The 25,889-nt window shown below is 64.9% G+C and carries 24 protein-coding genes and 1 pseudogene; 18 read left to right on the top strand and 7 right to left on the bottom strand.

The window, feature by feature from the left end:
- Positions 1 to 6: 6 nt before the first annotated feature.
- The 6 genes from ACVWYQ_RS19330 (at position 7) to ACVWYQ_RS19305 (ending at position 6,940) form a co-directional block, all read left to right on the top strand.
- On the top strand, positions 7 to 660 hold the full coding sequence (locus ACVWYQ_RS19330; protein ID WP_333919202.1) for a DUF2182 domain-containing protein: 654 nt from the start codon (positions 7 to 9) through the stop codon (positions 658 to 660).
- A gap of 355 nt (positions 661 to 1,015) precedes the next feature.
- Positions 1,016 to 3,583, top strand: a complete 2,568-nt coding sequence (locus tag ACVWYQ_RS19325) for a bifunctional diguanylate cyclase/phosphodiesterase (protein ID WP_456726270.1) — start codon at positions 1,016 to 1,018, stop codon at positions 3,581 to 3,583.
- Positions 3,584 to 3,756: 173 nt separating this feature from the next.
- Positions 3,757 to 4,005, top strand: a complete 249-nt coding sequence (locus ACVWYQ_RS19320) for a hypothetical protein (RefSeq protein WP_271539197.1) — start codon at positions 3,757 to 3,759, stop codon at positions 4,003 to 4,005.
- Positions 4,006 to 4,194: 189 nt separating this feature from the next.
- Entirely contained in the window at positions 4,195 to 4,857 is a 663-nt protein-coding gene (locus ACVWYQ_RS19315) for an FABP family protein (protein WP_271539195.1), read from the top strand.
- A 19-nt stretch (positions 4,858 to 4,876) separates the two neighbouring features.
- Positions 4,877 to 5,584 (top strand): RibD family protein, encoded by a 708-nt coding sequence (locus tag ACVWYQ_RS19310; protein ID WP_456726269.1) that lies wholly within the window; start codon positions 4,877 to 4,879, stop codon positions 5,582 to 5,584.
- Between the two features lie 9 nt (positions 5,585 to 5,593).
- Positions 5,594 to 6,940, top strand: coding sequence for a flavin monoamine oxidase family protein (locus tag ACVWYQ_RS19305; RefSeq protein WP_456726268.1), 1,347 nt, complete (start codon positions 5,594 to 5,596; stop codon positions 6,938 to 6,940).
- On the opposite strand, the gene ACVWYQ_RS19300 is transcribed toward ACVWYQ_RS19305, so the two are convergent.
- Entirely contained in the window at positions 6,915 to 7,217 is a 303-nt protein-coding gene (locus ACVWYQ_RS19300) for a hypothetical protein (RefSeq protein WP_193760572.1), read from the bottom strand. The two genes, ACVWYQ_RS19305 and ACVWYQ_RS19300, sit on opposite strands and share 26 nt — an antisense overlap.
- Positions 7,218 to 7,633: 416 nt before the next feature.
- Positions 7,634 to 8,212: a hypothetical protein gene (locus tag ACVWYQ_RS19295; RefSeq protein WP_275507967.1), complete on the bottom strand. Its 579-nt coding sequence runs from the start codon at positions 8,210 to 8,212 to the stop codon at positions 7,634 to 7,636.
- Between the two features lie 410 nt (positions 8,213 to 8,622).
- On the opposite strand from ACVWYQ_RS19295, the gene ACVWYQ_RS19290 reads away from it, so the two are divergent.
- Entirely contained in the window at positions 8,623 to 9,966 is a 1,344-nt protein-coding gene (locus tag ACVWYQ_RS19290) for a hypothetical protein (protein ID WP_271539186.1), read from the top strand.
- Between the two features lie 86 nt (positions 9,967 to 10,052).
- Here the strand turns inward: ACVWYQ_RS19290 and ACVWYQ_RS19285 are convergent, their stop codons facing one another.
- From ACVWYQ_RS19285 to ACVWYQ_RS19275, 3 genes are all read right to left on the bottom strand, one after another.
- Positions 10,053 to 11,369, bottom strand: coding sequence for a tetratricopeptide repeat protein (locus tag ACVWYQ_RS19285; RefSeq protein WP_456726267.1), 1,317 nt, complete (start codon positions 11,367 to 11,369; stop codon positions 10,053 to 10,055).
- Between the two features lie 15 nt (positions 11,370 to 11,384).
- Entirely contained in the window at positions 11,385 to 12,395 is a 1,011-nt protein-coding gene (locus ACVWYQ_RS19280; protein ID WP_404544117.1) for an aldo/keto reductase, read from the bottom strand.
- Positions 12,396 to 12,550: 155 nt separating this feature from the next.
- The gene (locus tag ACVWYQ_RS19275) at positions 12,551 to 12,976 is read right to left on the bottom strand and encodes a PaaI family thioesterase (protein WP_036014328.1); all 426 of its coding nucleotides are present in this window, start codon (positions 12,974 to 12,976) and stop codon (positions 12,551 to 12,553) included.
- Positions 12,977 to 13,046: 70 nt separating this feature from the next.
- Here ACVWYQ_RS19275 and ACVWYQ_RS19270 point away from each other — a divergent pair, with 70 nt between their 5' ends.
- Both ACVWYQ_RS19270 and ACVWYQ_RS19265 read left to right on the top strand, forming a co-directional pair.
- Positions 13,047 to 13,673 (top strand): NUDIX hydrolase, encoded by a 627-nt coding sequence (locus ACVWYQ_RS19270; protein ID WP_404544114.1) that lies wholly within the window; start codon positions 13,047 to 13,049, stop codon positions 13,671 to 13,673.
- Between the two features lie 56 nt (positions 13,674 to 13,729).
- Positions 13,730 to 14,947: a hypothetical protein gene (locus tag ACVWYQ_RS19265; RefSeq protein ID WP_404544112.1), complete on the top strand. Its 1,218-nt coding sequence runs from the start codon at positions 13,730 to 13,732 to the stop codon at positions 14,945 to 14,947.
- 186 nt (positions 14,948 to 15,133) lie between these two features.
- Here the strand turns inward: ACVWYQ_RS19265 and ACVWYQ_RS19260 are convergent, their stop codons facing one another.
- Positions 15,134 to 15,439, bottom strand: coding sequence for a hypothetical protein (locus tag ACVWYQ_RS19260; protein WP_157283233.1), 306 nt, complete (start codon positions 15,437 to 15,439; stop codon positions 15,134 to 15,136).
- Positions 15,440 to 15,632: 193 nt separating this feature from the next.
- Here ACVWYQ_RS19260 and ACVWYQ_RS19255 point away from each other — a divergent pair, with 193 nt between their 5' ends.
- The 5 genes from ACVWYQ_RS19255 (at position 15,633) to ACVWYQ_RS19235 (ending at position 20,852) form a co-directional block, all read left to right on the top strand.
- Positions 15,633 to 16,112, top strand: coding sequence for a hypothetical protein (locus tag ACVWYQ_RS19255; RefSeq protein WP_225147329.1), 480 nt, complete (start codon positions 15,633 to 15,635; stop codon positions 16,110 to 16,112).
- Positions 16,113 to 16,423: 311 nt separating this feature from the next.
- Positions 16,424 to 17,371, top strand: coding sequence for a TAXI family TRAP transporter solute-binding subunit (locus ACVWYQ_RS19250; RefSeq protein WP_157283231.1), 948 nt, complete (start codon positions 16,424 to 16,426; stop codon positions 17,369 to 17,371).
- A gap of 162 nt (positions 17,372 to 17,533) precedes the next feature.
- Positions 17,534 to 19,654, top strand: a complete 2,121-nt coding sequence (locus ACVWYQ_RS19245) for a TRAP transporter permease (protein WP_456726266.1) — start codon at positions 17,534 to 17,536, stop codon at positions 19,652 to 19,654.
- The gene (locus tag ACVWYQ_RS19240) at positions 19,615 to 20,034 is read left to right on the top strand and encodes a DUF1850 domain-containing protein (RefSeq protein ID WP_404544106.1); all 420 of its coding nucleotides are present in this window, start codon (positions 19,615 to 19,617) and stop codon (positions 20,032 to 20,034) included. The genes ACVWYQ_RS19245 and ACVWYQ_RS19240 overlap by 40 nt, the downstream gene beginning before the upstream one ends.
- A gap of 11 nt (positions 20,035 to 20,045) precedes the next feature.
- Positions 20,046 to 20,852, top strand: coding sequence for an SDR family NAD(P)-dependent oxidoreductase (locus ACVWYQ_RS19235; protein ID WP_271539168.1), 807 nt, complete (start codon positions 20,046 to 20,048; stop codon positions 20,850 to 20,852).
- A gap of 78 nt (positions 20,853 to 20,930) precedes the next feature.
- Here the strand turns inward: ACVWYQ_RS19235 and ACVWYQ_RS19230 are convergent, their stop codons facing one another.
- Complete coding sequence (locus ACVWYQ_RS19230; RefSeq protein ID WP_157283228.1) at positions 20,931 to 21,266, bottom strand: putative quinol monooxygenase; 336 nt, start codon at positions 21,264 to 21,266, stop codon at positions 20,931 to 20,933.
- 151 nt (positions 21,267 to 21,417) lie between these two features.
- Here ACVWYQ_RS19230 and ACVWYQ_RS19225 point away from each other — a divergent pair.
- The 4 genes and pseudogenes from ACVWYQ_RS19225 to ACVWYQ_RS19210 all read left to right on the top strand — a co-directional run bounded on the left by ACVWYQ_RS19225 (position 21,418) and on the right by ACVWYQ_RS19210 (position 25,860).
- Positions 21,418 to 22,666: pseudogene (locus ACVWYQ_RS19225) on the top strand (FAD-binding protein).
- Positions 22,666 to 23,988, top strand: coding sequence for a glycolate oxidase subunit GlcF (glcF, locus tag ACVWYQ_RS19220; protein ID WP_271539162.1), 1,323 nt, complete (start codon positions 22,666 to 22,668; stop codon positions 23,986 to 23,988). The pseudogene ACVWYQ_RS19225 and the gene glcF overlap by 1 nt, the downstream one beginning before the upstream one ends.
- An 85-nt stretch (positions 23,989 to 24,073) precedes the next feature.
- A complete protein-coding gene (locus ACVWYQ_RS19215; protein WP_128264865.1) occupies positions 24,074 to 24,421 on the top strand; it encodes a histone in 348 nt (115 codons plus the stop codon).
- A 425-nt stretch (positions 24,422 to 24,846) separates the two neighbouring features.
- Positions 24,847 to 25,860 carry a TorF family putative porin gene (locus ACVWYQ_RS19210; protein ID WP_128264864.1) on the top strand — a complete coding sequence of 338 codons (1,014 nt, stop codon included), beginning with the start codon at positions 24,847 to 24,849 and terminating at the stop codon, positions 25,858 to 25,860.
- Positions 25,861 to 25,889: the final 29 nt, after the last annotated feature.

Below are 25,889 nucleotides of genomic sequence, written 5' to 3'. Positions count from 1 at the left end.
ACGGAGATGATGGCCGACATGCCGGACATGGCGCCGATGCCGTGGACGCCATTCTATGGCGCGCTGCTGTTCGTGATGTGGTGGGTGATGATGGTCGCGATGATGGCGCCGAGCGCGGTGCCCACCGTTCTCTTGTATGCGACCGTGAAGCGCAAGCAGGAGGCTGCTTCTCGCGCCGCAATCGATAGCTGGATCTTTCTCGCCGGCTATCTCGTGACGTGGGCCGGGTTCAGTCTCGTGGCAGTCCTGGTGCAAGGAGCGTTCGAACGCTTCGGGTTGCTTTCGATGGCGATGGCAAGCACCAGCGCCATTCTGGGCGGCGGCGTTCTGATTGCAGCAGGGCTTTATCAGTTCACGCCGCTCAAACAGGCCTGCCTGCGCTATTGCGACAGCCCTCTGTTGTTTCTCAGCCGACATTGGCGGCCCGGCACGCGCGGCGCATTCCGGATGGGACTTCGCCACGGCAGCTACTGCGTCGGCTGCTGCTGGTTTCTAATGGTATTGCTGTTCGTCGGCGGCGTGATGAACCTGGCCTGGATCATCGGCATCGCGCTCTATGTCGCCGCCGAGAAGCTGCTGCCGTTCGGCCAACGACTGAGTTATGCGGCAGGCGCGCTCCTCATCCTGTCCGGCACGATCGTCCTTGCGCGCGCGATGTGAAAAGCGGTCCAAAGACGGTTAAAATGCGCCGTTTTCGGCACGTCCATGCGCGTGATTGCTCAAAGCCAGCCGGCCTCCGGGATGATACGGATGCTGGAATCTGAAGAATTGAGCTTTTTCCCAACAAAAACTTAAGGCTGTTCCGCCTATCTTCGCGCCACGAACAGCACTCGCGCGCCGCTTTCGGCCGCTTGTGTCCCTGTGCAGTCGAGGCGGAGACAAGGCGATGCCAATACCGCGGGCGAGCGCAGTTCTGCCGTGGCGGCCGGAGCGGGGGGGGCGCGTCGTGATGGCCGCAGGGGCAGTCCGCCAAGCCGGAAGAGCGATCCTGCGGAATGGCCCGCTGCAGATCGCATTGTTCTTTCTGCCCCTGGTCTGGATCGGCTATTTCGCAATCACCGCGTCTGAGCGGATGGATGCGATCGAGCAAGCGCGGTCGCACGGCAACAGCGTGGCCGAATTGTTCGAGGAGAACACCGAGCGCATCTTCGAGCGCGTGGATCAGTCGTTGCTGGTGGTACGGGCCCTCTACGCCGAGGATCCGTCGTCCTTCAGCCTGAAGTTCTGGTCCGACAAGGCACGCATCGCCACCGGCGACGTGGTCCAGTTCGCTCTGATCGGATCGGACGGGTACATGATCGAGACGACGGCGGGCTATTCCGGTCCGCCGCTCTATCTCGGTGATCGCGAGCACTTCATCCATACCCTGTCTCAGGTCGACGACCGCCTTTACGTGGCGAAGCCGGTGCTGGGCCGCGCGTCCAAAAAGTGGACGATACAGATCGCGAGAAAGCTGTTCGATGTGACCGGCAATGCGGTCGGCGTGGTCGTCGGCTCGATCAGCGTCGACGTCGTCGGCAGGTTCTACGACACCGCAAAGCTCGGCGTCGGAGGAACGCTGATGCTCAGGAATGCGAACCACGTCGTGCTCGCCGCCCGGGGCGTGGACCAGGGCTCCGTGCTGGGACAAAGCGCGCCTAGCCGCGTCGAGCGCGAACTGGGCGACGGCTTCTATGCGCAATATTGGAACGAAAACCGACCGAACCGCAGCGACCGGCTGATCACGGCGCGCAGGTCGCGCGCGTTTCCGCTCATCTTCACCGTCGGCATTTCGGAGCAGGAGATCTATTCCCGCTCCGCCTTCAGGCAGAAGGTCTATCTCGGCGGCGCGCTGCTGCTTACGTTCATCATCCTCGCCGCGACGACATTCCATTGGCGACGGCAGCAGGCGCTGGATCGCGCCCACCGCGATCGGCGCGATTTCGCCAGCAAGTTCGAGGATGCGCTCAGGAATCTTCCCCAGGGCTTGAGCATGTTCGACGGCCGTGACCGCCTGATCGCGTTCAACGGGCAATGGCTCGAACTCTATGGCCTCGTACCGGAAGACATTCGGATCGGTATGGATTTCCGGGAGGTGTTCGCGAAGCAGACCGCCGTGCTCGATGTCGAGACGTACCTCGTCGATTTGAAGAACCGGCTCGCTCAGTCGGAGCAGATCTCGAACACCGTGCAGTTTCCGGACGGCCGGGTCGTCTACATCTCCTACGGCCGGCGCGAGGACGGCGGCTGGGTTGCCACGCATGAGGACATCACCGAGCGCAAGGCGTCGGCGGACCGCATCGAGCGGCTCGCGCATTACGACAGCCTCACCGGCCTTGCCAATCGCAACCTGTTCAAGGAGCGCATCGACGAGGCGCTGGCCCGCCCGCGCCGGCCGGAGCCCGCGTGCGCCGTACTCCTGCTCGATCTCGACAAGTTCAAGTCGGTCAATGATGCGCTCGGCCATCAATGCGGCGACGCGTTGCTGAAGCAGGTTGCCGACCGGATCAAGGCGCAGATCCGTGATGCCGATACGGCGGCGCGAATCGGCGGCGACGAATTTGCCGTCATCGTGGCACCCGGCGGGGCCGGGATGCGCGAGGGCGCTGAAAGCCTGGCCGCGCGGCTGGTCCAGGCCATTGCCGAACCCTTTCACATCGATGGCCACCCCGTCGTGAGCGGCTGTAGCATTGGCCTTGCGCGCGTGCCCGAGCACGGCACGCGGGTCGACGAGATCCTTCGCAACGCCGATCTTGCGCTCTACAGGTCGAAGAATGCCGGCAGAAACTGCTTCCACGTCTATTCAGCGGAGCTCAAGGCGGAAGCGGATCAGCGCAACGTGCTCGAGATCGAGCTGCGTGAAGCGATCTGGCGCGAGGAGATAGAGCTGTTTTATCAGCCTGTGATCGAGCTCGGCACCGGTCGGGTAAAATCGGTCGAGGCCCTGGCGCGCTGGCATCACGGCACCAGGGGCTACGTCCCTCCGGCGGAATTCATTGCTGTTGCCGAGGCGGGGGGACTGATCGTCGAGCTCGGCCACCAGGTGCTCGCCAGGGCCTGCCGCGATGCGATGAGCATGCCGGGCGACATCAAGGTCGCTGTCAATCTCTCCGCCCTGCAATTTGCCAGCGCCAATCTCGTCGACACCGTGACCTTTGCGTTGACGCAGAGCGGGCTTCCGCAGACCCGGCTCGAGCTCGAGATCACCGAGAGCGTATTTCTCGCCGACACCGAGGAGAACCTCAGGACGCTCCAACGCCTCAAGGCGCTTGGCGTCTCCATTGCCCTCGACGATTTCGGTGTCGGATACTCGTCGTTGTCCTATTTGACGGCCTTTCCTTTCGACAAGGTCAAGATTGACAAATCCTTCATCGACAGGATCGATCGCTGCGAGACCGTCGCCGTGCTGAAATCCATCGTGCAGCTGGCAAAGACGCTGAAGCTGTCGATCGTCGCCGAGGGGGTCGAGTCCTCCGAGCAGGTCAGACGGCTCCAATCACTCGGCATCCCGCTCGGCCAGGGATTTCACTTCAGCAAGCCCGTGCCCCTTGCAAACCTCTCCTGGCAAGCCCCCACGGCGCGCCGGAAACGGCGGGTGGCGTGAGCTGATTCCTCAGGCGGTTGTCATCATGACCCGCCACTATAGCCGCTTGGACCGAAGAGCGTTCTCAATTGCCGGTTCGGAAGCCTGCGCCCGCCCGTCCTGGCACTCCCCTTGCTCAGTCCTGACCCAAGCCCGGGCCTCGGCGGAGAGGCCGTTTCAGGTTGAGGCAAGTGATGCAGGAAGTGTCCCGTTCTGGTGCTGCTGACGAACTCCGGCTCGACGCGTTGATCGCCGATTTATGGTGGCGCGTTCGGCTGATTAATACCGACATTCTCGAGGAAGAGGCGCGCGCCGGGGTGTTCGACCCGGCTCAGCCGACCTATCCGCTTCTCGCCGCCAACCTTCGCGCCCGACGCGACAATCTGGTCGCGACGATCGGCGTGCTCGAGCAGCGTGCGAGATCGGTGTCGGAAGCGGCTTGAAGCGGTCGCGGGGGCGCGCCAGCCTCCACGTCTTCGCCAACCGGCCGGCTGCAGCGCCAGAGGCGGGCGCGGGATGCAACGCGCATCATCGCATGGCTCGAATGCCTCCGGCGCTGTGCCGCTAACAGTTGAATTCAGGCCGCCGCCTGCCCGTGTTATGGCTGGTCTCCGCACCCTCGCGAGGCCCCCATGCTCCCCATTCCCGCCGATATCTTCACCGAACCCGAGGACGTCTCGCCCGACGGCCTGGCCAATCTCGGCCCGCTTCGGCGTCTTGCCGGCACCTGGCAGGCGGACAAGGGCATCGACATCAATCCGAAGGCGGAAGGGCCGGAGCGGCGGACCTTCATCGAGCACATTCGCATGGATCCGATCGATCCGCAGGCCAACGGGCCGCAGCTGCTGTACGGGCTGCGCTACCACATCCACATCAACACGCCCGAGGAAGACATCACCTTCCACGACCAGGTCGGCTACTGGCTGTGGGAGCCGGCGACCGGGCTGATCATGCAGACCCTGGCGATCCCGCGCGGGCAGGTGCTGCTGGCCTCGGGCAAGGCCGGGCCTGACGACAAGACGATCTCGGTCACCGCCAAGCGCGGCGACACCGCCTACGGGATCTGCTCGACCGATTTTCTGGAACAGGCCTTCCGCACCGATGCTTACCGCTGCGACATCACCTTCAACGACGACGGCAGCTGGACCTATCTGATCCAGACCGAGTTGTTCGTGCGCGGCGCGCCGTTCAATCACCACGACACCAACACGCTCCAGCTCATTGCGCCACCCAGGCTCAATCCGCTGGCGGCGATCGTGAATGATCATGCCGCAGGCGGCGGACCCGCGGCCTGAGCGCTGCCCTGAGGATTGCATGAAACCGTATGTCATCTGCCTGATGCACTCCAGCCTCGACGGGCGCACGCATCCCAGCCGCTGGCGTCCGAAAGGCGCGGGCACGGACTGGTTCGAGAAGGTCCACGATGAGCTTGGCGGCGATGCCTGGGTGATCGGCCGCGTCACGGGTTCGGAGTTCGCCAAGGGCAGGCCCTATCCCCCGACAGACGCGAAATTTCCGCGCGAAAACTGGTTCGCCCGGCGCGATGCGAAGACCTACGGCGTCGTGCTCGATGCTGAGGGCAAGATCGGCTGGGGGCGCGCGGAGATCGGCGGCGATCCGATCGTCGTCGTGCTGACCGAGAATGTCCCGGATTCGCATCTCGCCGGTCTGCGCGGCGAGGGCGTGTCCTACATCTTTGCCGGCAAATCCGAGATCGACCTCGCACTGACGCTGGACATTCTCAGCCGCGAGCTCGGCGTGAAGCGCGTGCTGGTCGAAGGCGGCGGCGTCGCCAACGGCACCTTCCTGCGCGCCGGCCTGATCGATGAATTCAATCTGATCCTCAGCCCTGCGATCGACGGCGCGAAGGGCGCTCCCTTCGTGTTCGATTCGACCGAGGCGGACAGCGACCGGCGCGCGCCGATCGCCGCGATGACACTGGAGAGCACGCGCGAGCTCGGCGGCGGCGTCCTGCTGCTGCGCTATCTGATCCAGAACGATCCGCAAGCCGTGAGCCGGTAAGGCGCGGCCATGTCCGATCCGTCCGAGCACATCGTCATCGTCGGCGCCGGCGCCGCCGGCCTGATGGCGGCGCGCGAGCTGGCGCGTGCCGGCCGCAAGGTGACGATCCTGGAGGCGCGCCAGCGCTGCGGCGGCCGCATTCATCCGCTGCCGGCCTCGCAGTTCGGCTATGCCGCCGACGGCGGCGCCGAGTTCGTCCATGGCGAGGCGCCGGTCACGCGCGCATTGCTGCGCGAGGCCGGCCTCTCGCTTCAGGAGATCGAAGGCGAGCAGTGGAGCTTTGACGGGACGAAGCTCACGCGCGAGGCGCGTGACGATACCCATGAAGCGGAGCTTCAGGCCAAGCTGGCGGACTTGAAGGACGATCTCACGGTCGCCGACTTCCTGCGCCGGCATTTTGCAGGCGACGACTACGCGCCGCTGCGCCATTCGATCGAGCGGATGGTCGAAGGCTATGACGCGGCCGATCCCGAACGCGCCTCCACGCTGGCGCTGCGCGCGGAATGGATGGACGGCGGGCACGCTCCGCAGGCGCGCATCGAAGGCGGCTATGGCGCGATGATCGAGGCGATGGCGGCCGACTGCCGCAGGCACGGCGTCACCATCCGCCTCGGCAGCGTCGTGTCGGCGATTGCGGAGGAGGGCGGCGCGGTGATCGTTCGCTGCGCCGGCGGCGACGTGCACGCCTGCGACCGCGTGATCCTCACCGTGCCGCTGCCGCTGCTGCGCGAGATCGCGCTGCCGGCAGGCGCGCGTGCCAAGCTGGCTGCTGTCGTCGACATCGGCTTCGGCAACGTCATCAAGATCCTGCTGCGCTTCGCGCGGCCATGGTGGCGCGAGCGCAAGGAAGACCTCGCCGACATGACCTTCCTGCTGTCGGATGAGGCGATCCCGGTCTGGTGGACGCGCTATCCGGACCAGCATCCCGTGCTGACGGGCTGGTTCGGCGGTCCGCGCACGGCGGAGCTGGAAAGCCTCGACGCGCGAGCATTGATCGATGCCGGGCTCGGCTCGCTCGCCGCAATCTTCGGCCTGCCGCGCGATCACATCGCGCGCGAGCTGGTGGCGTCCGCCGCGACCAACTGGGCGCATGATCCGTTCGCGCGCGGCGCCTATTCGTGGGCGACGCCGCGCACCCGAGCGGCACAGGCGATCCTCGCGCGCGGCGACGGCTTGGTGCTGTTTTCCGGTGAAGCGCTCTATCGCGGCCGCGACATGGGAACGGTCGAGGCGGCACTGGCGACTGGCCTGGAGACGGCGCTCACGATCCTGCGCGGACACAAGAGGCCCGCATCTGATGCGGGCCTCTCGTCGCGTGTCTCTCCAGATCTTACCAGCGGCCGCCGCCGAAGCTGAACGTCACGCCGGGGCCTCCGCCGTAATAGCCGTACGGTCCGCCTCCGTAGTAGCCGTGGTGCCGCGGGTAATAACCGTAGCTCCTGTAATACGGCCGGTAATAGCCGTGATGATGCCGCCAATGATGATGGTGGCGGTAATGCCTGCGGTGCGCGCTGATGTCGGTGGTCTGGCTTTCCTGCGCGGTCTGCTTGGCGCTTACGCTGCCGGCCGCGCTCGCCGATCCACCGGCCAACGCCGCAGCACCGAGGGCGATCGCGGCAATGAGATATTTCATGTCATCACTCCAGTTGAAGGTCGTGTGACAACACATGAGCATCCCGCGCGTTCCTGCCACTGCGGGCGTCGAAACGACGCAGATTTTAGTTCCCCGATGAACGTACGTTAACGTTCGTGAACGAGCGAAGGCCGCGCGTTCTATCGTCGCATGACGAGGCATGGCCTGCGACTCGCGCCCCGAACGCGGCGCAGCGTCTCTTCGACGATGCGGTGCGAGTCCGGGACACGAGAGTGGCGCATGTAGATTTTCGCAACCACTGTCACGGATGCGGATTAGGAAAGCGGTGTCCTTCGGAGAGCGCAGCGAGGATCGCGTCCTTGTCTGCGATGAATGTACGACCGTGATAGCTGAGCGCAGTGCCAGGGATCCATGGCATCATCGCGATCGTACACGTTACGCCAGCGGACACGGACCTACTTGAACGGATCCTGGATCGACGGGGCCGACTGGCGGATGCGGCGCACGCTGACCGGGGTGCCGTCGGAGACGAACAGCAGCTCGTACTTGCGGCCCTCGCTGTCGGTCGCCGAGCAGGTGACGTCGTTCACCTTTCTGGCGGCGAAGTTGCCGGTCTGCCGGCAGATGCCGGTCGAGGTCTGCTCGGCGGGCACCGGCAGGCCGTCGACCTTGGGGCGGTTCTTGGAGTTAAGCAGCACGCGGTCGATCCGCAGCTCGTAGGAATTGTCGTCGGCGCGCTTGCCGTTCTCGCCGGAGAACGACACCACGTGGCTGTCATCGGAGGGATCGTCGACCGCGACCGCGAAATTGACCCGGCCCGTGTCGCCATGGGCATAGGCCACAGTCTTGCACGGGAAGGTGCGGCCCGCGACCCTGAACGTCTTGCAGTGGCCGGACATCAGCGCCAGGAGATCGATGAAGGCGTTCGGCTGCGCGGGCGGATTGTTGACCGGAACGGGTTTGGAAGTCTCGGCAAAACAAGGACTTGCCGCGATCACGAGCAACGCGGCGAGGACCAATCGGCGAAGGCGCATCGTCGGGCTCATGAGCCAGGGGCCATGGCGGAAGAGTTCCGCACCGTAACCATCGAACCGCAAATTGGTTGCGATCCCGTTTGTGCTGCAAGTCCCGCCTGGAATACCACCACTTTCACCCCGACGGCGACTTGTTCAAATCGCCCGATCCATCCCGGCGGCCACATGCCATCAGGCCGGTGTTTTTTTCGTGGCGGGACAGCGGCGGCCGGTACGTCGGCGGACGCGGACCGGGTCAAAATAGCCATTGGTCTCCCTCGGGGGGCACCGATCGACGGCGGGCCGGGGGCTAGGCTTGAGCTAGCCGTGCTTTGGGGGGTAGCCTCACAGAGGTTGATTGATCGATATTCTTCTTCTCCTGATAGTTTTCGTCTCCTGATCGTTTTCATCCTATTGCGTGAGGGTGCGTCATGAGTTTCGAATTCGATACTTTCCTTCGTGCATTGTCCATTGCTCTCTTCAGCCTCATCGTTCCCGTCGGCGTCTATATCGGTCGCATGAACGTTCGTGCGAGCCGGCGTGAAATCGTGCGAGATCTCGAGAGACTTTTTCAGTTCGCAAAAGTGGGCGGACGGCCGCTTATCTTGCCGTCGTTCGAACTGGTCAAATATAAATACGACCCGCAAGCAAATCCGGAGCGGCAGACCACGGATCCGGACTCCAACGCGGTCCGATTTTACATCTTCCCTGTCGCGATCTACGTCCTGCTGACGTGCCTTTGCTTCCAATTCGCGTTCAGGCAAGACATTGCGCCGCATGGGGTGGCCAAACCCGACGACTACGTCTCGAATTTCTGGACGCCGCGCGGTACCCCGGGCGGTATGATCACCTACGCGTTCATCGGCAGCTACATCTGGTCGATCCAGTACCTGATCCGAAGAATCGCCAATTTCGATCTCTCCCCGATTTCGTTCTTCCAGTCGTTCTTCCACATCCTGCTCGCGATCTTCGTGACCGCGGCGGTCTGGCACTCCGGGTTCATGACACATCTCGGCGACGGCGCGCAGGTCGCTCTGGCATTCGTCATCGGCTTCTTCCCGGACCTTTTCATCAGCGTGCTGATCGCGAAATTTCCGTGGATCCGGCTGCGTCGGGTGAGCTCCGCAAGCAAGGCGCTTCAGGAGGAGCTCCCGCTCGACATGATTCTCGGGATCGACCCGTTCATGAAGCTCCGCCTCGGAGAGTTCGAGATCGAGGACGTGCAGAACCTTGCGACCATCAACCCCATCCAGATCTTTGTGGAGACCCCCTATGGGCTCTACGAGGTCATGGATTGGGTCGCGCAGGCGCAGCTCATTCTCGCTGTCGGGCCCGAGCGGACGCGCAGGCTGCGGGAGATGAACATCCGCACGATCTTTGATCTCGAACGCTGCTTGAAGAACCCGCTTCTGCGCCAGCGGCTCATCCACATCCTGTTAAATGTCGAGGCGAAATACGCCCCAAAGTTCGAAGCCGTAGCGGAAGGTGCCGTCGCGACGGGCAGCGAGGTCCCGCTGAACGATGCAGATGCGCTGCAAGCCATCGTGTCCTATATCCGCGACGATCTGCACGTCCGCCGGCTCCGCCAAATCTGGGATGTCATCAACGGGCACCTCGATGGGCGCTATGATGAGCAGACGATCGGGCCGAAGCTGGCTCGAGGGTCGCTCAAGGCCGCGGCCGTCGGAGCGCCGGTTACCCCCGTGGTAACGCGCAACGGTGCTCGCCGCAACAAGCTGATTGATCACCGCGCCTCCGGGCAAGACGCAGCGTAAGGGGCTTGGTTCGATGGTTCGGCTGCGAAGTTGGCTCCGTGCGAGACGCGACTGAGATCGAGCCGCAGAGGTTTAGCTTGCTTCGCTCAGCTGGTGGCCAGCTGGTGCCAGCGCCTGTCGCGGAAGGAGGGGCGGCGGTGGAGGCGGGCGTCCAGCACGGCGCGGGCGCGGGGCAGCTCACCGCTGCGCATGAGCGCGACGATATAGGTGTCCTCGATCAGCTCGCGCTGGGCGTGGCTGCCGCCGATGCGCACGACCTCGCCGAGCACCGGCGCGAGCATCTGCACGCAAGTCCGGTAATCCTCATCGGCGAAAGCCGCGAGTGCGCGGAAGATCGCCGGCACCACAGGGCCCGCCGGCAGCTTGCCGTCGGCCAGCCGCTGCTCGATCGCCGCAAGGCGGGCGGCGAGCGCTTCGCGATTCTGCGTCGCGGCTGCGAATAGCGCCATGTGGACGTCGGCAAAGGACAGACTCGATTTCGGAAACAGTTTTTGCGCGGCGTCGTCGGCTTCCTGCCACAGCGCCTTCGGCACCGCATGGCCGTACATCGACAGGCGCCACAGCAGCGAGGCGCTGTCGGTGATGACGTTGAGCGGCGGCGCCTGCGTGGCAGTGGGCCGAAGCACGTCGGCATAGATCGCGAGCGCCCGCGCCGCATCGCCATGTTCGAGCGCGCCGAGCGCCTGATGCCAGCTTATATGTCCGTGGAGGATTCCGGCGCGGTCGTAAGCCGGCAGCCATTCGTCCACGAGACGATCGGCGTCCTCGATCAATCCATCCTCGAACATCGCATGCAGCACCGCGTGCGCGGCATGGGCGTTTTCCCGGCGCAGATTGAAGCCACGCTCGGTGACGGCGCGGCCGCGCGCGACGTCGCCATTCTCCGTCATCGCCCAGCCGGACATGGTCAGGAACCACCAGTCCTCGCCATAATGTGGCGCGATGTTCTCGCAGAGCTCGTGCCGGGCGCGGTCGTGATCGGCCATGCCGGAGAAGGCGAACAGGCCGAACGCGCCGAGCGGCAGCGACAGCACGACAGCGTCGCGCGGCCATGCATCGATATGCTTCAGCATCGATGCGATCGCCTCCGGCAGCCGGCCCTCGATCGCGAGCGCCAAGGTCTCGACATGCGAGCGCTCGCGCTCGCTGCCGCGCTTCATCACCAGCTCGCGCGCCAGCGCCGCCTTCTGCCGTGCGAGATCGCCCTGCTGGTAGAAGGCATGAACGCGGCCGCGGGCGATATGGGCCAGCGCGAAGTCAGGATCAGCCGCGATCGCGCGCTCCAGCATCTCCGCCGTGCCGGTCCAGCCCGCGAGCATGAGGTCGACGCCGTCGCGATAGGCACTTGCCGCCTCGTGCGAAGAGGTCGAGAGCGGCAGGCCGTAGCGGTCTTCAAGCCCCATCGTCGTCTCCCGCCCTCAAGCCGTCCGCGCGCGGCGGCCTTCGATCGGATAGGCCGGGTCGTTATAGCCCGGCGTCGAGGGATGGCCTGGTGTCACCAGGCGGTCGATCAGCGCCTCGTCCTCCGCGGTGAAACGGTAATCGAGCGCGCTGATGTAGCCGTCCCATTGCTCCTCGGTGCGGGGACCAGCGATCACCGACGAGACGAGGGCGGAGTTGAGCACCCAGCCGACCGCGAACTGGCCGGCGGTGATGCCTTTCTTCTCGGCGTGAGCCTTGATCTCCTGCGCAAGCTGGAGCGATTCCGGCCGCCATTCGGTCTGCATCATGCGGGTGTCGTTGCGCCCCGCGCGCGTCTCCTTGTCGGGCGCTGCATCCACCCTGTACTTGCCGGTGAGCACGCCGCGCGCAAGCGGGCTGTAGGGCACGATGCCGAGGCCATAATACGCGCAGGCCGGAAAGTGCTCGACCTCCGGCATGCGGTTCATGGCGTTGTAGTAAGGCTGGCTCACCGCGGGCCGGTCGATGCCGAGACGGTCGCAGATGTTGCAGATCTCGGCAACGCGCCAGGCGCGGTAGTTGGAGACGCCGAAATAGCGCACCTTGCCGGCGTGGATCAGGTCGCTCATGGCGCGCACCGTTTCCTCCAACGGCGTGGCATGGTCTTCCTTGTGCAGATAGTAGATGTCGATGTGATCGGTGCCGAGCCGCATCAAGCTCTCGTCCGCCGCCTGCAACACCCAGCGCCGCGACAGCCCGCCGCGATTGGGATCGTCCCCCATGGGGTTTGCGAGCTTTGTGGCAAGCACCCACGCGCCACGATTGCGCGCGATCGCGCGGCCGACGACTTCCTCGGAGGCGCCTTTCGAATAAGCGTCCGCGGTGTCGATGAAGTTGATCCCGGCGTCGCGTGCCTTGTCGATGATCCGCTTCGAGGTGGCTTCATCGGTCGGCCCGCCGAACATCATGGTGCCCAGGCAAATCGGCGAGACCTTGAGGCCGCTGCGGCCGAGCTGGCGGTATTGCATGGGCGAGTCCTCGATGTCTTGTGAAGGCCAGCATAACCGCCCGGTTCCGTCATTGCGAGCGCAGCGAAGCAATCCAGAGATGCATCCGCGGAGAGATGCTGGATTGCTTCGCTGCGCTCGCAATGACGGGGAGAGGGCGGTGCTAGCCCGGCTAGCTACCCCGGCCCCTTCAAGATCTTGAACACGCCGTTCGCCATCACGATGCAGCGGTCGTCCACCGTCACTTCGGTGCTCATGAAGATCAGGCTGCGGGTCGAGCGCACCACGCGCGGACGGGAGATCAGGGTGTCGCCGATCTGGCCGGCCTCGACGAAATGGGTGTCGAGCTGCACCGTCGCCAAGTACTCCTTGCCGGAGACGTAGCGGGCGGTCATGCCGCAGGTGCGGTCGGCGAACGTCATCATCACGCCGCCCTGGACCATGCCGCGGCGGTTGTGGTGCTTGTCCTCGGTCGCGAGCGCGAACTCGTAATGGCCGTCGACCTTGCGCTCCCACAACGGGCCGATCAGATGCAGGAAGCCCGTGGTCTCCAGGATGCTCCAGCCCTCTGATTTCAGCCTTGCGGCGGCCTTGCTGGTCATGTCGTCGTCTGTCCTTGCAACGCGATGTCTCCTCGTTTCATCAGATGCAGTCCTGGTGTAGTCAAGCATCATGAGAGCGTTCGACGATGCCACCAGACGGAATATCGCAGAGGTCTGCGCCGCCTTCGCGCGGCTGCCCGACACAGCCGAGCCGTCGGCGCTGAAGCGCGCCGCGGTGGTGCTGGCGCTGACCGAATCCGACGACGGTGGCGACACCGCCTTCCTGCTCACCAGGCGCGCCTCGCACCTGCGCGCCCATCGCGGCCAATGGGCGCTGCCCGGCGGACGCTGCGATGCCGGCGAGACGCCGGTCGAGGCGGCGCTGCGCGAGCTCGACGAGGAGCTCGCACTCGCGCTGTCAGCCGATGCGGTGCTCGGCCTGCTCGACGATTATCCGACGCGCTCGGGCTATCTGATCACGCCGGTCGTGGTCTGGGCGGCCGACAGTGCTGCGATCCGCCCGAACCCGGACGAGGTCGCCTCCGTTCATCGCATCGCGCTGGCCACGATCGAGCGTGACGATGCCTTCGACTTCACGGGGATTCCCGAGAGCAGCCGCCGCGTGATCCGCTTCCATCACCAGATGAGCCTGATCCATGCCCCGACCGCGGCGCTGATCTACCAGTTCCGCGAGGTGCTGGCGGGGCGGCACACCCGCGTCACCGACCTGGAACAGCCGGTATTCGCCTGGACGTGACGATGGTAAACGGCGCGTTAACGCGACGGTTACCGGATGCCTGCTAAGAAGGCAGCATGCATCATTCGATTCGAAACAAATTGGCGCTGGTTCCGCTCGCGCTCGTCCTGATCTCGCCCGCGGCGCGCGGCGCCGAGGCCGACGCACTGCCGCCCGCCGTTCGAAATGCCAACGCCCAGCTGCTGTCGCAGTTTTTCGCACAAGGCGGGGGGGCTTCACCCGCCGTGCTCGAATATCGCCGCAAGCTCGCGGAATATCAGGCCGCGCGCGCCGCCTTCGATGCCGAGGCCGGCGCCTATTGGAGCCAGATCTCCGAGAAGCGGAAGGCCCGCAACGCCAAGCGGCGCAATGGGCAGCAGATCACGCTTGATGATTACGTGCTGGAGCATCCGCCGCTCTACAACGGGCCGAAGAAGCCGGTGAATCCGGAGCCGGAGGAAACGCCTGACCGCCCCACAAGGAGGCCGATCCCCGTCGTCGCCGATTTCCTGCGTGCGGCGCAGGAACTCTACCAGTTCACGCCGCAGCGCCCGTCCAGCGAGCTCGAGTTCAAGCGCGCCTATGCGCGCTACGCTCTGGCCCATGGCCTGACGCGCGAGCAGGCGGTGCGGGTCTATTCGTTCGAGACCGGCGGCACCGGCAGTTACGACGTGCAGGCGGGCATCGAGCATGGCGGCAAGCGCGCGATCTCGACCGCGATGGGCTATAACCAGCTGCTCACCACCAACAGCGTCGAACTGCTCGCCGAGCAGGGCCATGAACTGATCCGCGCCCTTTCTGAGAAGGTGGCGCGCACATCAGGACCGGCGCGGCATGCGCTCGAGCACAAGCTCGCTGTCCTGAAGAAGATGGTGGCGCACGCGAAGTCGGTGCCCGATACCTGGTCGGAGCACGAGAAGATGGGCGCTACCCCGCAGGGCTGGGCCATGCATGCGATGGTGCTCGACGTCGATATCGGTCCGATGCTGCAGACCCACAAGCTGCTGACATCGGTGCATTTCGCCCGGGCCAAGGGCCACACGCGCCCGCTCTCTGCGGCCGAGCTCGAGATGATGAACCTCACCGGCGACGGCACCGGCCTCGACATGGTGACGATGCCGCAGGCGATGCGCGAGCGGGTGCCGACCTCGAACTTCTTTCAGCGCGGCGGCTATGAGCGCAACCCGGTCGCGATCCGACACAACACGGTGGCGAAGCTGCTGGCCGTGACGGACGAGCGCATGGACGTGAACAGCGGCAAAGCCGGCGCAAGGGAGCTGGCAGGGGCGTTTTAGGACGCTGGCGCTGTCTTCACCTCTCCCCGCTTGCGGGGAGAGGTCGGATTGCATCGTCAGATGCAATCCGGGTGAGGGGGTACAGGTCCCTCGACGATCTCCCCTCACCCCAACCCTCTCAGCGCGAGCGAAGCTCGTCGCGGCCCCGTAAGAACGGGGCGAGGGAGCGCACCGTAATCGCGGCTCCTACTGATCCGGCCCGAACTTGAACTTGCCGTCGCCCTCCAGATACGGACCGGTGCGCATGTAGAGCTGGCCGTTCTGGCCGATGAAGAACAGTGTGCCCTTGGGCACCTTCTTGGCGCCCTTCAAGAGCTCGCCGGCGTTGCTGGTGCCCATCTTGTAGGAATAGGTCTTGCCCTCCCTGTCGTAGGCGTAGGCGGTGTCGGTCTTCAGCTCCCAGGGCGTCGCTGCGGTTTGCGCCAATGCGGGCCAAGCCAATGCGCCGAGCGCGGCTGCGATTGCAAATGTCTTGATTGAAAATGCCGTCATCCCATCCTCCCAAGATCGGGACATTCCAAGATTGAACAAATCACGAACGCTGCGTCCCGGTCAATTTGCGATAGCGCCGCAGCGCATCACGTCTTGCCCAGCAGTTTGTGATTTTCCCTCCGTCCCCTCGCGACTATGTTCCGCTTTCCGTCTAGAACGCAACTCGACAAAAATATTGGTGGGGATGATTCGAATGAACCTTGTCGTCAAAGCCTGCTCGGCTGCCGCGCTGTTGCTCACGGCGCTGGCGCCGGCCGCCCAAGCCGATGACTACCGGCTCAGCCACAACCAGCGGATTTCGTGCAGCCGCGGCCTTGCCCCGGGCAAGCTGAACACGGCGACCTGCAAGTCCTACACCTATCTCTTCAACACCAAGACCTCGGAATATTTCCGCTGCCAGGTTTCCCTGGCGCTGACCCGCGACAACAAGGAAGTCATCAACGTCCAGACCGACGGCGGCTGCACCAAGAAGCCGCGCATTTTCGAGACCGACGGCAAGTACGATTTCGACGCCACCGAGACCGAGCCGCCGAACACCAATTCGTTCTTCGGCCCCGGCGGCTATTCGGTCTGGGCGGCCGACGTCGGCGCGCAGAAGGTGCGCGGCTGCATCACCATCTCCTCCGGCCTCGGCTCCGACATCTCCAAATGCCTGGACATGACGTTCCAGTAGCATTTGCTGCTCGGGGGTGCGTTCGACCATCGCCTCATTGAAGGTGCGCTCGCTCCCCCGCCTGCGGGGGAGGGTTGGGGAGAGGGTGTCGCCACAACGGGACTGTCCCCTAGAGGAAAGAGCCCTCACCCGGATCGCTGCGCGATCCGACCTCTCCCGCGAGCGGGAGAGGTGAAGTGCCACCTCGCCGCGCCGTCCGGTTCCCAAAAACCCAACGGCCCTTTGCCGCAGTCCTGTTGTGCCTTTTGGATGGGTTGACCCGCATCCCTCATGGGGCCAATTTCGCCGCCGGTTTGGGGAGTACAACAACCATGAAACGGACGATTTTCGGCGCAGCCGCGGCTCTGGCTCTGGCGGCGTCGGCACCTTGCGCCCAGGCGCAATCCTTCATCAACGTGCTGACGGGTGGAACCTCGGGCGTCTACTATCCGCTCGGGGTCGCGATCGGAAAGATCTACGGCGACAAGATTCCGAACGTGAAGACGCAGGTGCAGGCCACCAAGGCGTCGGTCGAGAACCTGATCCTGCTGCAGCAGGGCCGCGGCGAGCTGGCGTTCACGCTGGGCGACTCTCTGAAGGCCGCCTGGGACGGCGAGGAGGAGGCGGGCTTCAAGACCAAGCTCGACAAGCTCCGCACCATCGGCGCGATCTATCCGAACTACATCCAGATCGTCGCGACCGCGGACAGCGGCATCAAGACGCTCGCCGACCTCAAGGGCAAGAGCCTGTCGGTCGGTGCGCCGAAGTCGGGCACCGAGCTGAACTCCCGCGCGATCCTGGCCGCTGCCGGCATGAGCTACAAGGAGCTCGGCAAGGTCGAATATCTGCCGTTCGCCGAATCCGTCGATCTCATGAAGAACCGCCAGCTCAACGCCACGCTGCAATCGGCCGGGCTCGGCGTCGCCTCGCTGAAGGACCTCTCGACCTCGAGCCCGATCACGGTGGTGTCGGTGCCGAAGGAGACCGTCGACAAGATCGGCCCGCCCTTCGTTGCGGCGACCATTCCGGCAAACACCTATACCGGCCAGGACAAGGACGTGCCGACTGCGGCTGTGATCAATTATCTGGTCACCAGCTCCGCCGTCTCGGACGATCTCGCCTATCAGATGACCAAGCTGGTCTATGAATCGCTGCCCGAGCTCGTCACTGCGCACGCGGCCGGCAAGGAGATCAAGCTCGAGACCGCCGCCACCGGCAGCCCGGTCCCACTGCACCCCGGCGCGATCCGCTATTACAAGGAAAAGGGGCTGATCAAGTAATCAGCTCCTGTCGTCGGACGTCATGGCCGGGCTTGTCCCGGCCATCCACGTTCTGCGGCGGTGCATGGAAGTTTCGTGGATGCCCGGGACAAGCCCGGGCATGACGGCTCGGGACATACCGTGCCAATGCTACAAGCGCTCGACGATTGGGGATGGGCTGAGATGCTGGAAAAGGCAGAGGGGACTGAGATCGCGCCCGACAAGGTCAAGGTCGAGTTCGACAATTTCGAGCATGGTTTTCCGGAAGGCTTCGGCCCGGGCTGGTGGGGCCGGCTCGCCTACTGGATCGGCATCGCGTTCGCGATCTTCCAGCTCTATGTCGCCGCCTTCAACTATCTGCCGAGCCAGGTGGTGCGCGGCGTCCATGTCGGCTTCCTGCTGCTGCTGACCTTCGGCCTGATCGCCAACTTCACCGCGAAGAGCAATTTCGGCCGTGCGCTGGGCTGGGCGATCGGCGGCGCCGGCTTCTACTGCGGTCTCTACCAATGGATCTTCTATGCCGACCTGATCGCGCGCGACGGCGATCCGACCAGGCTCGATCTCGCCGTAGGCACCCTGCTCGCGGTGCTGATCTTCGAGGGCACGCGGCGGCTGATGGGCGCGGCGCTGCCGCTGATGTGCGGCGCCTGTCTCCTCTATTGGTTCTTCGGGCAGTACCTGCCGTCGCCGCTCAACCATCGCGGCTATGATTTCGACCAGATCGTCACGCATCTGTCGTTCGGCACCGAAGGCTTTTACGGCGTACCGGTCTACGTCTCGGCGACCTACATCTTCCTGTTCATCCTGTTCGGCTCGTTCCTGGAGCGCGCCGGCATGATCCAGCTGTTCACCGATGTCTCGCTCGGCCTGTTCGGCCGCACCCGCGGCGGTCCTGCCAAGGTCGCGGTGTTCGCCTCGGGCATGATGGGCACCATCTCCGGCTCGGGCGTCGCCAACGTCGTCACCGTCGGCCAGTTCACGATTCCCTTGATGATCAGGTTCGGCTACCGCCGCGCCTTCGCGGCCGGCGTCGAGGCGACGGCCTCGATGGGCGGCCAGATCATGCCGCCGGTGATGGGCGCGGTCGCCTTCATCATGGCCGAGACGCTCGGCGTGCAATATTCGGAGATCGTCAAGGCGGCCGCGATCCCCGCGATCCTCTATTTCGCCTCCGCGTTCTGGATGGTGCATCTGGAAGCCGGCAAGCACGGCCTCGTCGGCATGAAGCGTTCGGAGATCCCGAGCGCCTGGAAGGCGCTGGTGACGCGCTGGTACCTCGTGCTGCCGCTCGCAGCGCTGGTCTACATGCTGTTCGAGGGCTTCACGCCGCTCTATGCCGGCAGCATGGGCCTCGCGCTGACGGTGACGCTGATCCTCGGCACCGCCATCACGACGGGCGCCTCCTCGAACGTGGTCCAGACCATCTTCTGGGTCGGGCTCGCGCTCGTCGTCGCGGCATTGTCGCGCGACGGCCTCCAGATCGTGCCGGTCGCGACCGTCGTGGTCGGCCTGATCGTGATCACGGCGTTCGTGCGCGGCGGCTTCGCGGCGTTGCGGGCCTGCCGCGATGCGCTGGCCGAGAGCGCGAAATCCGCCATCACCGTCGGCATGGCCTGCGCCATCGTCGGCGTCATCATCGGCATGATGTCGCAGACCGGCGTCGGCACCATCTTCGGCGGCTGGGTGATCGGGCTCGGCGAGAAGAGCCTGTTCCTGGCGCTGGTCATGACCATGCTGCTGTCGATCCTGCTCGGCACCGGCATCCCGACCATCCCGACCTACATCATCACCGCCGCCCTCGCGGCTCCCGCGCTGGCCAAGCTCGGCGTGCCCTTGATCGCGAGCCACATGTTCGCATTCTATTACGGCATCATGGCCGACCTCTCGCCGCCGGTGGCGCTCGCCGCGCTCGCGGCGGCGCCGATCGCCAAGGAGAATCCGGACAAGATCGGCTGGGAGGCGATGCGCATCGCGCTCGCGGGCTACGTCATTCCCTTCATCTTCGTCTATTCGCCGGCCTTGATGCTGCAGGCCGGCGATCCCATGGCGGCCAAGCTCGGCTTCTACGGCGCGGTGGCGCTGGCGAGCTTGAAGGCGCTGGTGGCGATCGGCCTGTTCGGCATGGCCGCGATGGGCTTCCTGTTCACGCGGCTGACGTTGATCGAGCGCCTGATCGCGCTCGGCGCCGCGTTCTGCCTGCTCGGCGAATTCCCCTTCAGCGACAGCGCGGGCTTCGTGCTCGCCGCCGCGCTCGCGCTTTGGCAATGGCGGCAGCGTCCGCCGGCGCCGGTCGAGGCGGTGTGAGTCTCTGTCTTGCGACAGCGGGCGGCGTGAAGGCGCTGGCGCTGTCCGCGTTCACGCTTGTCTGGACGCATTCGATCGCGAAGGTCGAATGGCAGGAAGACTGGCACCTCACACCCGCCGGCCTTGAGCTGGTGCAAGCCCGCGTCAAGGGCACCGGCCCCGGCATGGAGCCGCCGGCCGAAGCGCGGCTGGTCGACGGTTGGTTTCAATGGCGGCCGCAGCGTGGGCCGATGCCGGAATTAGTGCTCGGCAATTCCGGCGCGGCCGGAGAATGGCGACTGTGCCATGACGGGAGGTGCCGGACATTGTCGGAGATTGTCGGGCATTCCATTGGTGCTAACGTGACCAAGATGAGCATCTGCGAACAACAAGAGAAATAAGGAGACACGCGATGGATCGGCTCAAGGGCAAGGTTGCGATGGTGGTGGGGGCCGGCTCGATCGGTCCAGGCTGGGGCAACGGCAAGGCGACCGCGGTGACCTTTGCGCGCGAGGGCGCGCAGGTGTTCTGCGTCGATCGCAACGGTGCCGCGGCCGAGGAGACCGCCAGGATCATCACCGAAGAAGGCGGCAAGGCGACGGCATTCACGGCCGACGTGTCGCGGCCTGCCGAGATCGAGGCGATGGTCGCGGCGTGCCTGCAGGCCTATGGCCGCATCGACGTGCTCGACAACAATGTCGGCATCGCCGAGATGGGCAGTGTTGTCGAGGTGAGCGAAGACAGCTGGGACCGCGTCTTCAGCGTCAACCTCAAGAGCGCCTATCTCGCCATGAAGCACGTGATCCCGATCATGGTGAAGCAGGGCGGCGGCTCGATCATCAACATCTCCTCGATCGCCTCGATCCGCCACATGGGCATCTCCTACGTCACCTACGGCACCTCGAAAGCGGCGATGAACCAGATGACGCGCACCACAGCGATCGAGTTCGCGCGCCATCATGTCCGGGTCAACGCGATCCTGCCCGGCCTGATGAAGACGCCGATGGTCGAGCACTCCGCCGGCCTCGCCGCCAGCTACGCCAAGGGCGATGTCGAGGCGATGTGGCGCGCGCGCGACGCCCAGGTGCCGATGGGTCATATGGGCGATGCATGGGACGTCGCCAACGCCGCGCTGTTCCTGGCCTCGGACGAGTCGAAATACGTGACGGGCATCGAGCTCGTTGTCGACGGCGGGATCACGTGCAAGGCCGGGGCTTGATCCAGCCCCAGCTTGCACGCAGCCCGCCGCTGCGAGTCATAGGCGATAGCCCTGGCTCGCAAGAAGGAAGCAGATCATTCACAGCAAGGCGTATTGCGCGCGTTCGCGCCTGGCCAGCAGCGGCAGCGCCTGTTCCGCGATGTAGCTCTTGAAATGCGCGCTCTCCTGGTGCGCCCTAAAGGCGGCTTCGTCGCGGAACAACTCGTAGAACAGGAACTGGGCCGGATTGTCCTTGGCGCGCGAGATCAGGAACAGCTTGACGCCTGGCTCGCGCTGCGCCTGAGGGAGGAAGCCGCGCAGGATTTCAGCAACGCGGTCGACCTCTTCGGCCTTTGCTTCCCATTGCGCCACGACGAGAAGTCCGCCGCCGATGGCCGGGTGGCCGGTCTGTTGATTCATTGCCTGTTCGATCATGATGGAGCTCCCTGAGAATTCTCCATTCGATAGCGCAGCTCTGGGCAACAATGGTTCGATGAACATCGTAGTGCGAATGTCGCCGAACGGCCCAGCGTTCCGACGCGGGTCGAATTGATTTCCTGCGCGAATTTCGCTACCGCCTTTTCCCGTGGATACGCTCAAGGTCAGAGACGCCAAAGACGTCGAAGAGGTCGTGCGCGCGGCGATCGCGAGCGAGCAGCCGCTCGAGATCATCGGCCATGGCGGCAAGCGCGGCATCGGCCACGCGATGGCGACCAACGCCGTGCTCGACGTCTCCGCCCTCAATGCCGTCACCGCCTACGAGCCGAACGAGCTCATCATCACGCTCCAGGCCGGCGCGCCGCTGGCCGACGTGCTGGCGCTGATCGACGCCAAGAACCAGCAATTCGCCTTCGAGCCTGTAAACACCGCCCCGCTGCTCGGCACGCCTGCAACAGGCACCATCGGCGGCATGATCGCGGCCGGGCTCGCCGGACCCCGGCGGATCCGGGCGGGCGGAGCGCGCGACCACCTGCTCGGCGCGCATGCCGTCTCGGGCTTCGGCGACAGCTTCAAGACCGGCGGCAAGGTGGTGAAGAACGTCACCGGCTATGACCTCTGCAAGCTGCTGGCGGGGTCCTGGGGCACGCTGTCGGTGATGACCGAGGTCACGCTCAAGGTGATGCCCAAGCCCGAGGCCGAGCGGACGCTGTTGCTGCGCGGGTTAGATGATGCCACGGCCAACAAGGCCATGACCGCGGCGCTGGGCTCGCCGTTCGACGTCTCCGCCGCCGCGCATCTGCCGAAATCCGCGTTCCGGACCGGCGCCGAGGGGCTGAGCGACATTGCGGGCCAGGGCGAGGGCGAGGCCGAGGCGCTGACCGTGCTGCGGCTCGAGGGCATCACCGCGTCCGCTGCGCACCGCGCCGGCTCGCTGCGCCAATTGCTGGCGCCGTTTGGAACCGCGACGCTGATCGAGGACGTGGCATCCGCGGCCCTGTGGAGCGCGATCCGCGACGTGCTGCCGTTCGCGGCGAGCGGCGCGCTCGGCGCCTGGCCGGTCTGGCGGATCGTCTGCCCGCCGGCCTCGGGCGCGGCGCTGGGCACGCAGCTGGCACGCGAGACGGGCGGCGATGTGATCTACGATTGGGGGAGGCGGCCTGATCTGGGCGGCGCTCCCGCCGAAGCCGGACGCGCATGCCCCAGCAGTGCGTGCGCGCGCGAACGCGGCCGGCGGGCATGCCACGCTGATCCGGGCGACTGATGATGTCAGGCGGGAGGTCGACGTGTTCCATCCGCAGGCGCCGGGGATTGCCGCGCTGAGCGAGCGGGTGCGCGCCAGCTTCGATCCGAAGATCATTCTCAACCGGGGGCGGCTCACGCGGAGCGCTGGCTGATGAAGACCGAATTCTCACTCGCGCAGCTCGCCGACCCCGATATCGCGGAAGCCGACAAGATCCTGCGCGCCTGCGTCCATTGCGGCTTCTGCACCGCAACCTGCCCGACCTATGTGCTGCTCGGCGACGAGCTCGATAGCCCGCGCGGCCGCATCTATCTGATCAAGGAGATGCTGGAGAAGGACCAGGCGCCGACCGCCGAGGTGGTCAAGCATATCGACCGTTGCCTGTCGTGCCTTGCCTGCATGACGACCTGCCCCTCGGGCGTGAACTACATGCACCTGGTCGACCAGGCCCGGGTGCGGATCGAGCAGCGCTATCGGCGGCCGCTGACCGAGCGGCTGTTGCGCCAGGTCCTGGCCTTCGTCCTGCCGGACCCGCAGCGCTTTCGCGTAAGTATGTGGCTGGCGCGGCTCGCCCGTCCGCTCGGCGTCTTGCTGCCGACACCCCGGCCTGCGGCGACGCCGGGCTTGATCCAGCGCATCAAGGCGATGCTGGCGCTGGCGCCGGACCGGCTGCCGCCGGCAGGGCCCGCCGCCGGCAGCGTGTTCGCGGCGCTGGGCAAGAAGCGCGGGCGTGTGGCGCTGCTCCAGGGCTGCGCCCAGCAGGTGCTGGCGCCCCGCATCAACCAGGCCGCCATCAATCTTCTGACCCGCCACGGCATCGAGGTCGTCCTTGTCAGGGACGAGCAGTGCTGTGGCGCGCTGACCCACCACCTCGGCAACGACGAGGATGCGCTGGCGCGGGCTCGCGCCAACGTCGCGGCGTGGGGTAAGGAAATAGCCGGCGAGGGGCTCGATGCGATCCTGGTGACGACCTCCGGCTGCGGCACGGTGATCAAGGATTACGGCTATCTCCTGCGCGAGGACACAGCGTTCGCGGCCGATGCTGCGAGGATCTCGGCGCTCGCCAAGGACATCACCGAATACGTCGCCGGCCTCGAGCTTGCGACGGCGGCGCGAGCGGACGACATCGTCGTCGCCTATCACTCCGCGTGTTCGTTGCAGCATGGACAGAAAATCACAGGGCTTCCGAAAGAATTGCTTTCCAAGAATGGATTCGTGGTGAAAGATGTGCCCGAGAGCCATTTGTGTTGCGGTTCGGCGGGGACCTACAACATTCTCCAGCCCGAGCTTGCGGGTCGGTTGCGTGATCGCAAGGTCGCCAACATCGCGAGCGTCAAGCCGGACATGATTGCCGCGGGCAATATCGGCTGCATGGTGCAGATTGCCAGTGGCACGTCAGTTCCGGTCGTACACACGATTGAGCTTCTCGATTGGGCGACGGGCGGGGCGCGGCCGGCACTGAACGCGCAGGTTTGAGCTTTCAGGAGCCCGAACTGTCCTCCCGAGGTGACGACTGAAGACGCCCGATCAAGCATTGTTCGGCGGCAACAGGAGGACCACGATGGCGAAAGCGAAGAAGAAGAAAAGCAAGAAGGCCAAAAAGGCCAAGAAGGCCGTAGCGGCGAAGAAATCCGCGAAGAAGGCGACGAAGAAGAAGGCGGCCAAGAAGGCCACCAAGAAATCTGCCAAGAAGGCCGCCTCGAAGAAGGCTGCCAAGACGACCGCAAAGAAGTCGGCGGCCAAGAAGGCTGCTCCGAAGAAGGCCGCGAAGAAGGCGGCACCGAAGAAGGCGAAGGCAGCGCCTGCTCCGAAGCCGTCGGCACCGGCGGAGACTCCCGCGCCCGCCGAGACAAGCTGGGCGATGCCTTCGTCTTCTGCGGAAGCGGCGCCGGCCGAGGGGCAGGGGTAGGAAGGCGGTCTCTCATCGCCTTCGGACTGTCACTCGGGACTGTTACTTGGGATTGTAACGAGAAGGCCGCGGCACCCCGGTGCTGCGGCCTTTTTGCATCGCGGCGAGCGGCCCCATCGGCCGCCGTACGGGGCCCAGCCTGATTCGTAGCGAAGGTGTCACGCCGCCTGGCGATCCCCGGGTTTACACGGGTCTGCACTGCACCCTGGAATGCAAATAATGTGATCGAGATGCCACACAGCCTGACAACCTTTCGTGAATTCGTCAAAACGCCTAAAAAGTCGGCAGATGCTCGCGCTTTTTGCTTCACGGTTCCTGTCCATCGATCCAAATTGCCGCAGTGACGCAATTTTGCAGGTAGGCCGCATGCCCCGGGGGGCTTCCGGGGGCGACTGCTAAGTAAGAACGGGTAGATGGGGACCGAAATGAAAAAAGTGGCTTTGTTGGCAACGGCGCTGGCAATGGTGACGACGGGTTCGGCGTTCGCGGCAGATCTGCGCGTGAAGGCATTGAAGGCCCCGCCGCCCCCGGCGTTCGATCCTTGGGATATCGCCTTCGGCGGCGGCATCATGAGCGATTACGTCTTCCGCGGCATCACCCAGTCGAACCATAAGCCGGCCGTCACGGCCTATTTCGAGCCTCGCTACAACGTCACCAAGGACTTGCAGCTCTACGTCGGTACGTCCGCCTCGAGCATCTCCTTCCCGAACCGCGCTGCGGCGGAAGTCGACTTCTACGGCGGTATCCGCCCGACCTTCGGCATGTTCGCCTTCGACTTCGGTCTCTGGGGCTACCTCTATCCGGGCGGACAATGCTTCGGCTCGCAGGGCACCTTGGCTCAGGGCAATTGTGGCGGCGACATCGACTACTCGCAGGGCGCGATCGGCCTTCCCATCAACGGCAACTTCGCCAAGAAGGACGCCAGCTTCTTCGAAGCGTATGCCAAGCTGAACGTCGTCATCAACGATCAGTGGACGGTCGGCTTCAACGAGTATTACTCGCCGAACTTCCTGAACCTCGGCGCCTGGGGCAATTACGCCTCGATCACCGCCAAGTGGACCGCCCCGAGCACGATCTTCGGTGCCAGCGGCGTCGGCATGTATGTGTCGGGTGAGTTCGGCCGGCAGTGGTTCGGCACTTCCGACATCTTCTACGGCATCGCGGGCGATCCGGTTTATGCGAACGGCATCAAGGAGCCGAGCTATAACACCTGGAACGTCGGCGTTGGCTTCACCTACAAGGTGTTCACGCTCGATCTGCGCTATCACGACACCGACCTGAACAAGGGCGACTGCAACGCCTTGACCAGCGATCACACCGCGAAGTTCACCGGAAGCTTCACCCCCATCAACCCGGGCGGCTTCGGCTCCAACTGGTGCAGCGCGGCCGGCGTGGCCAAGCTCTCGTTCGACCTGACGGCGATGAGCAATCTGAAGTAAGCTTCCTCCCGAAACGACTTCGCGAGGGC

It is taken from the genome of Bradyrhizobium sp. USDA 3397, assembly GCF_054060965.1.
Note: the sequence above shows the minus strand (reverse complement) of the source record. Positions and strands in the feature narration are given on the sequence as shown.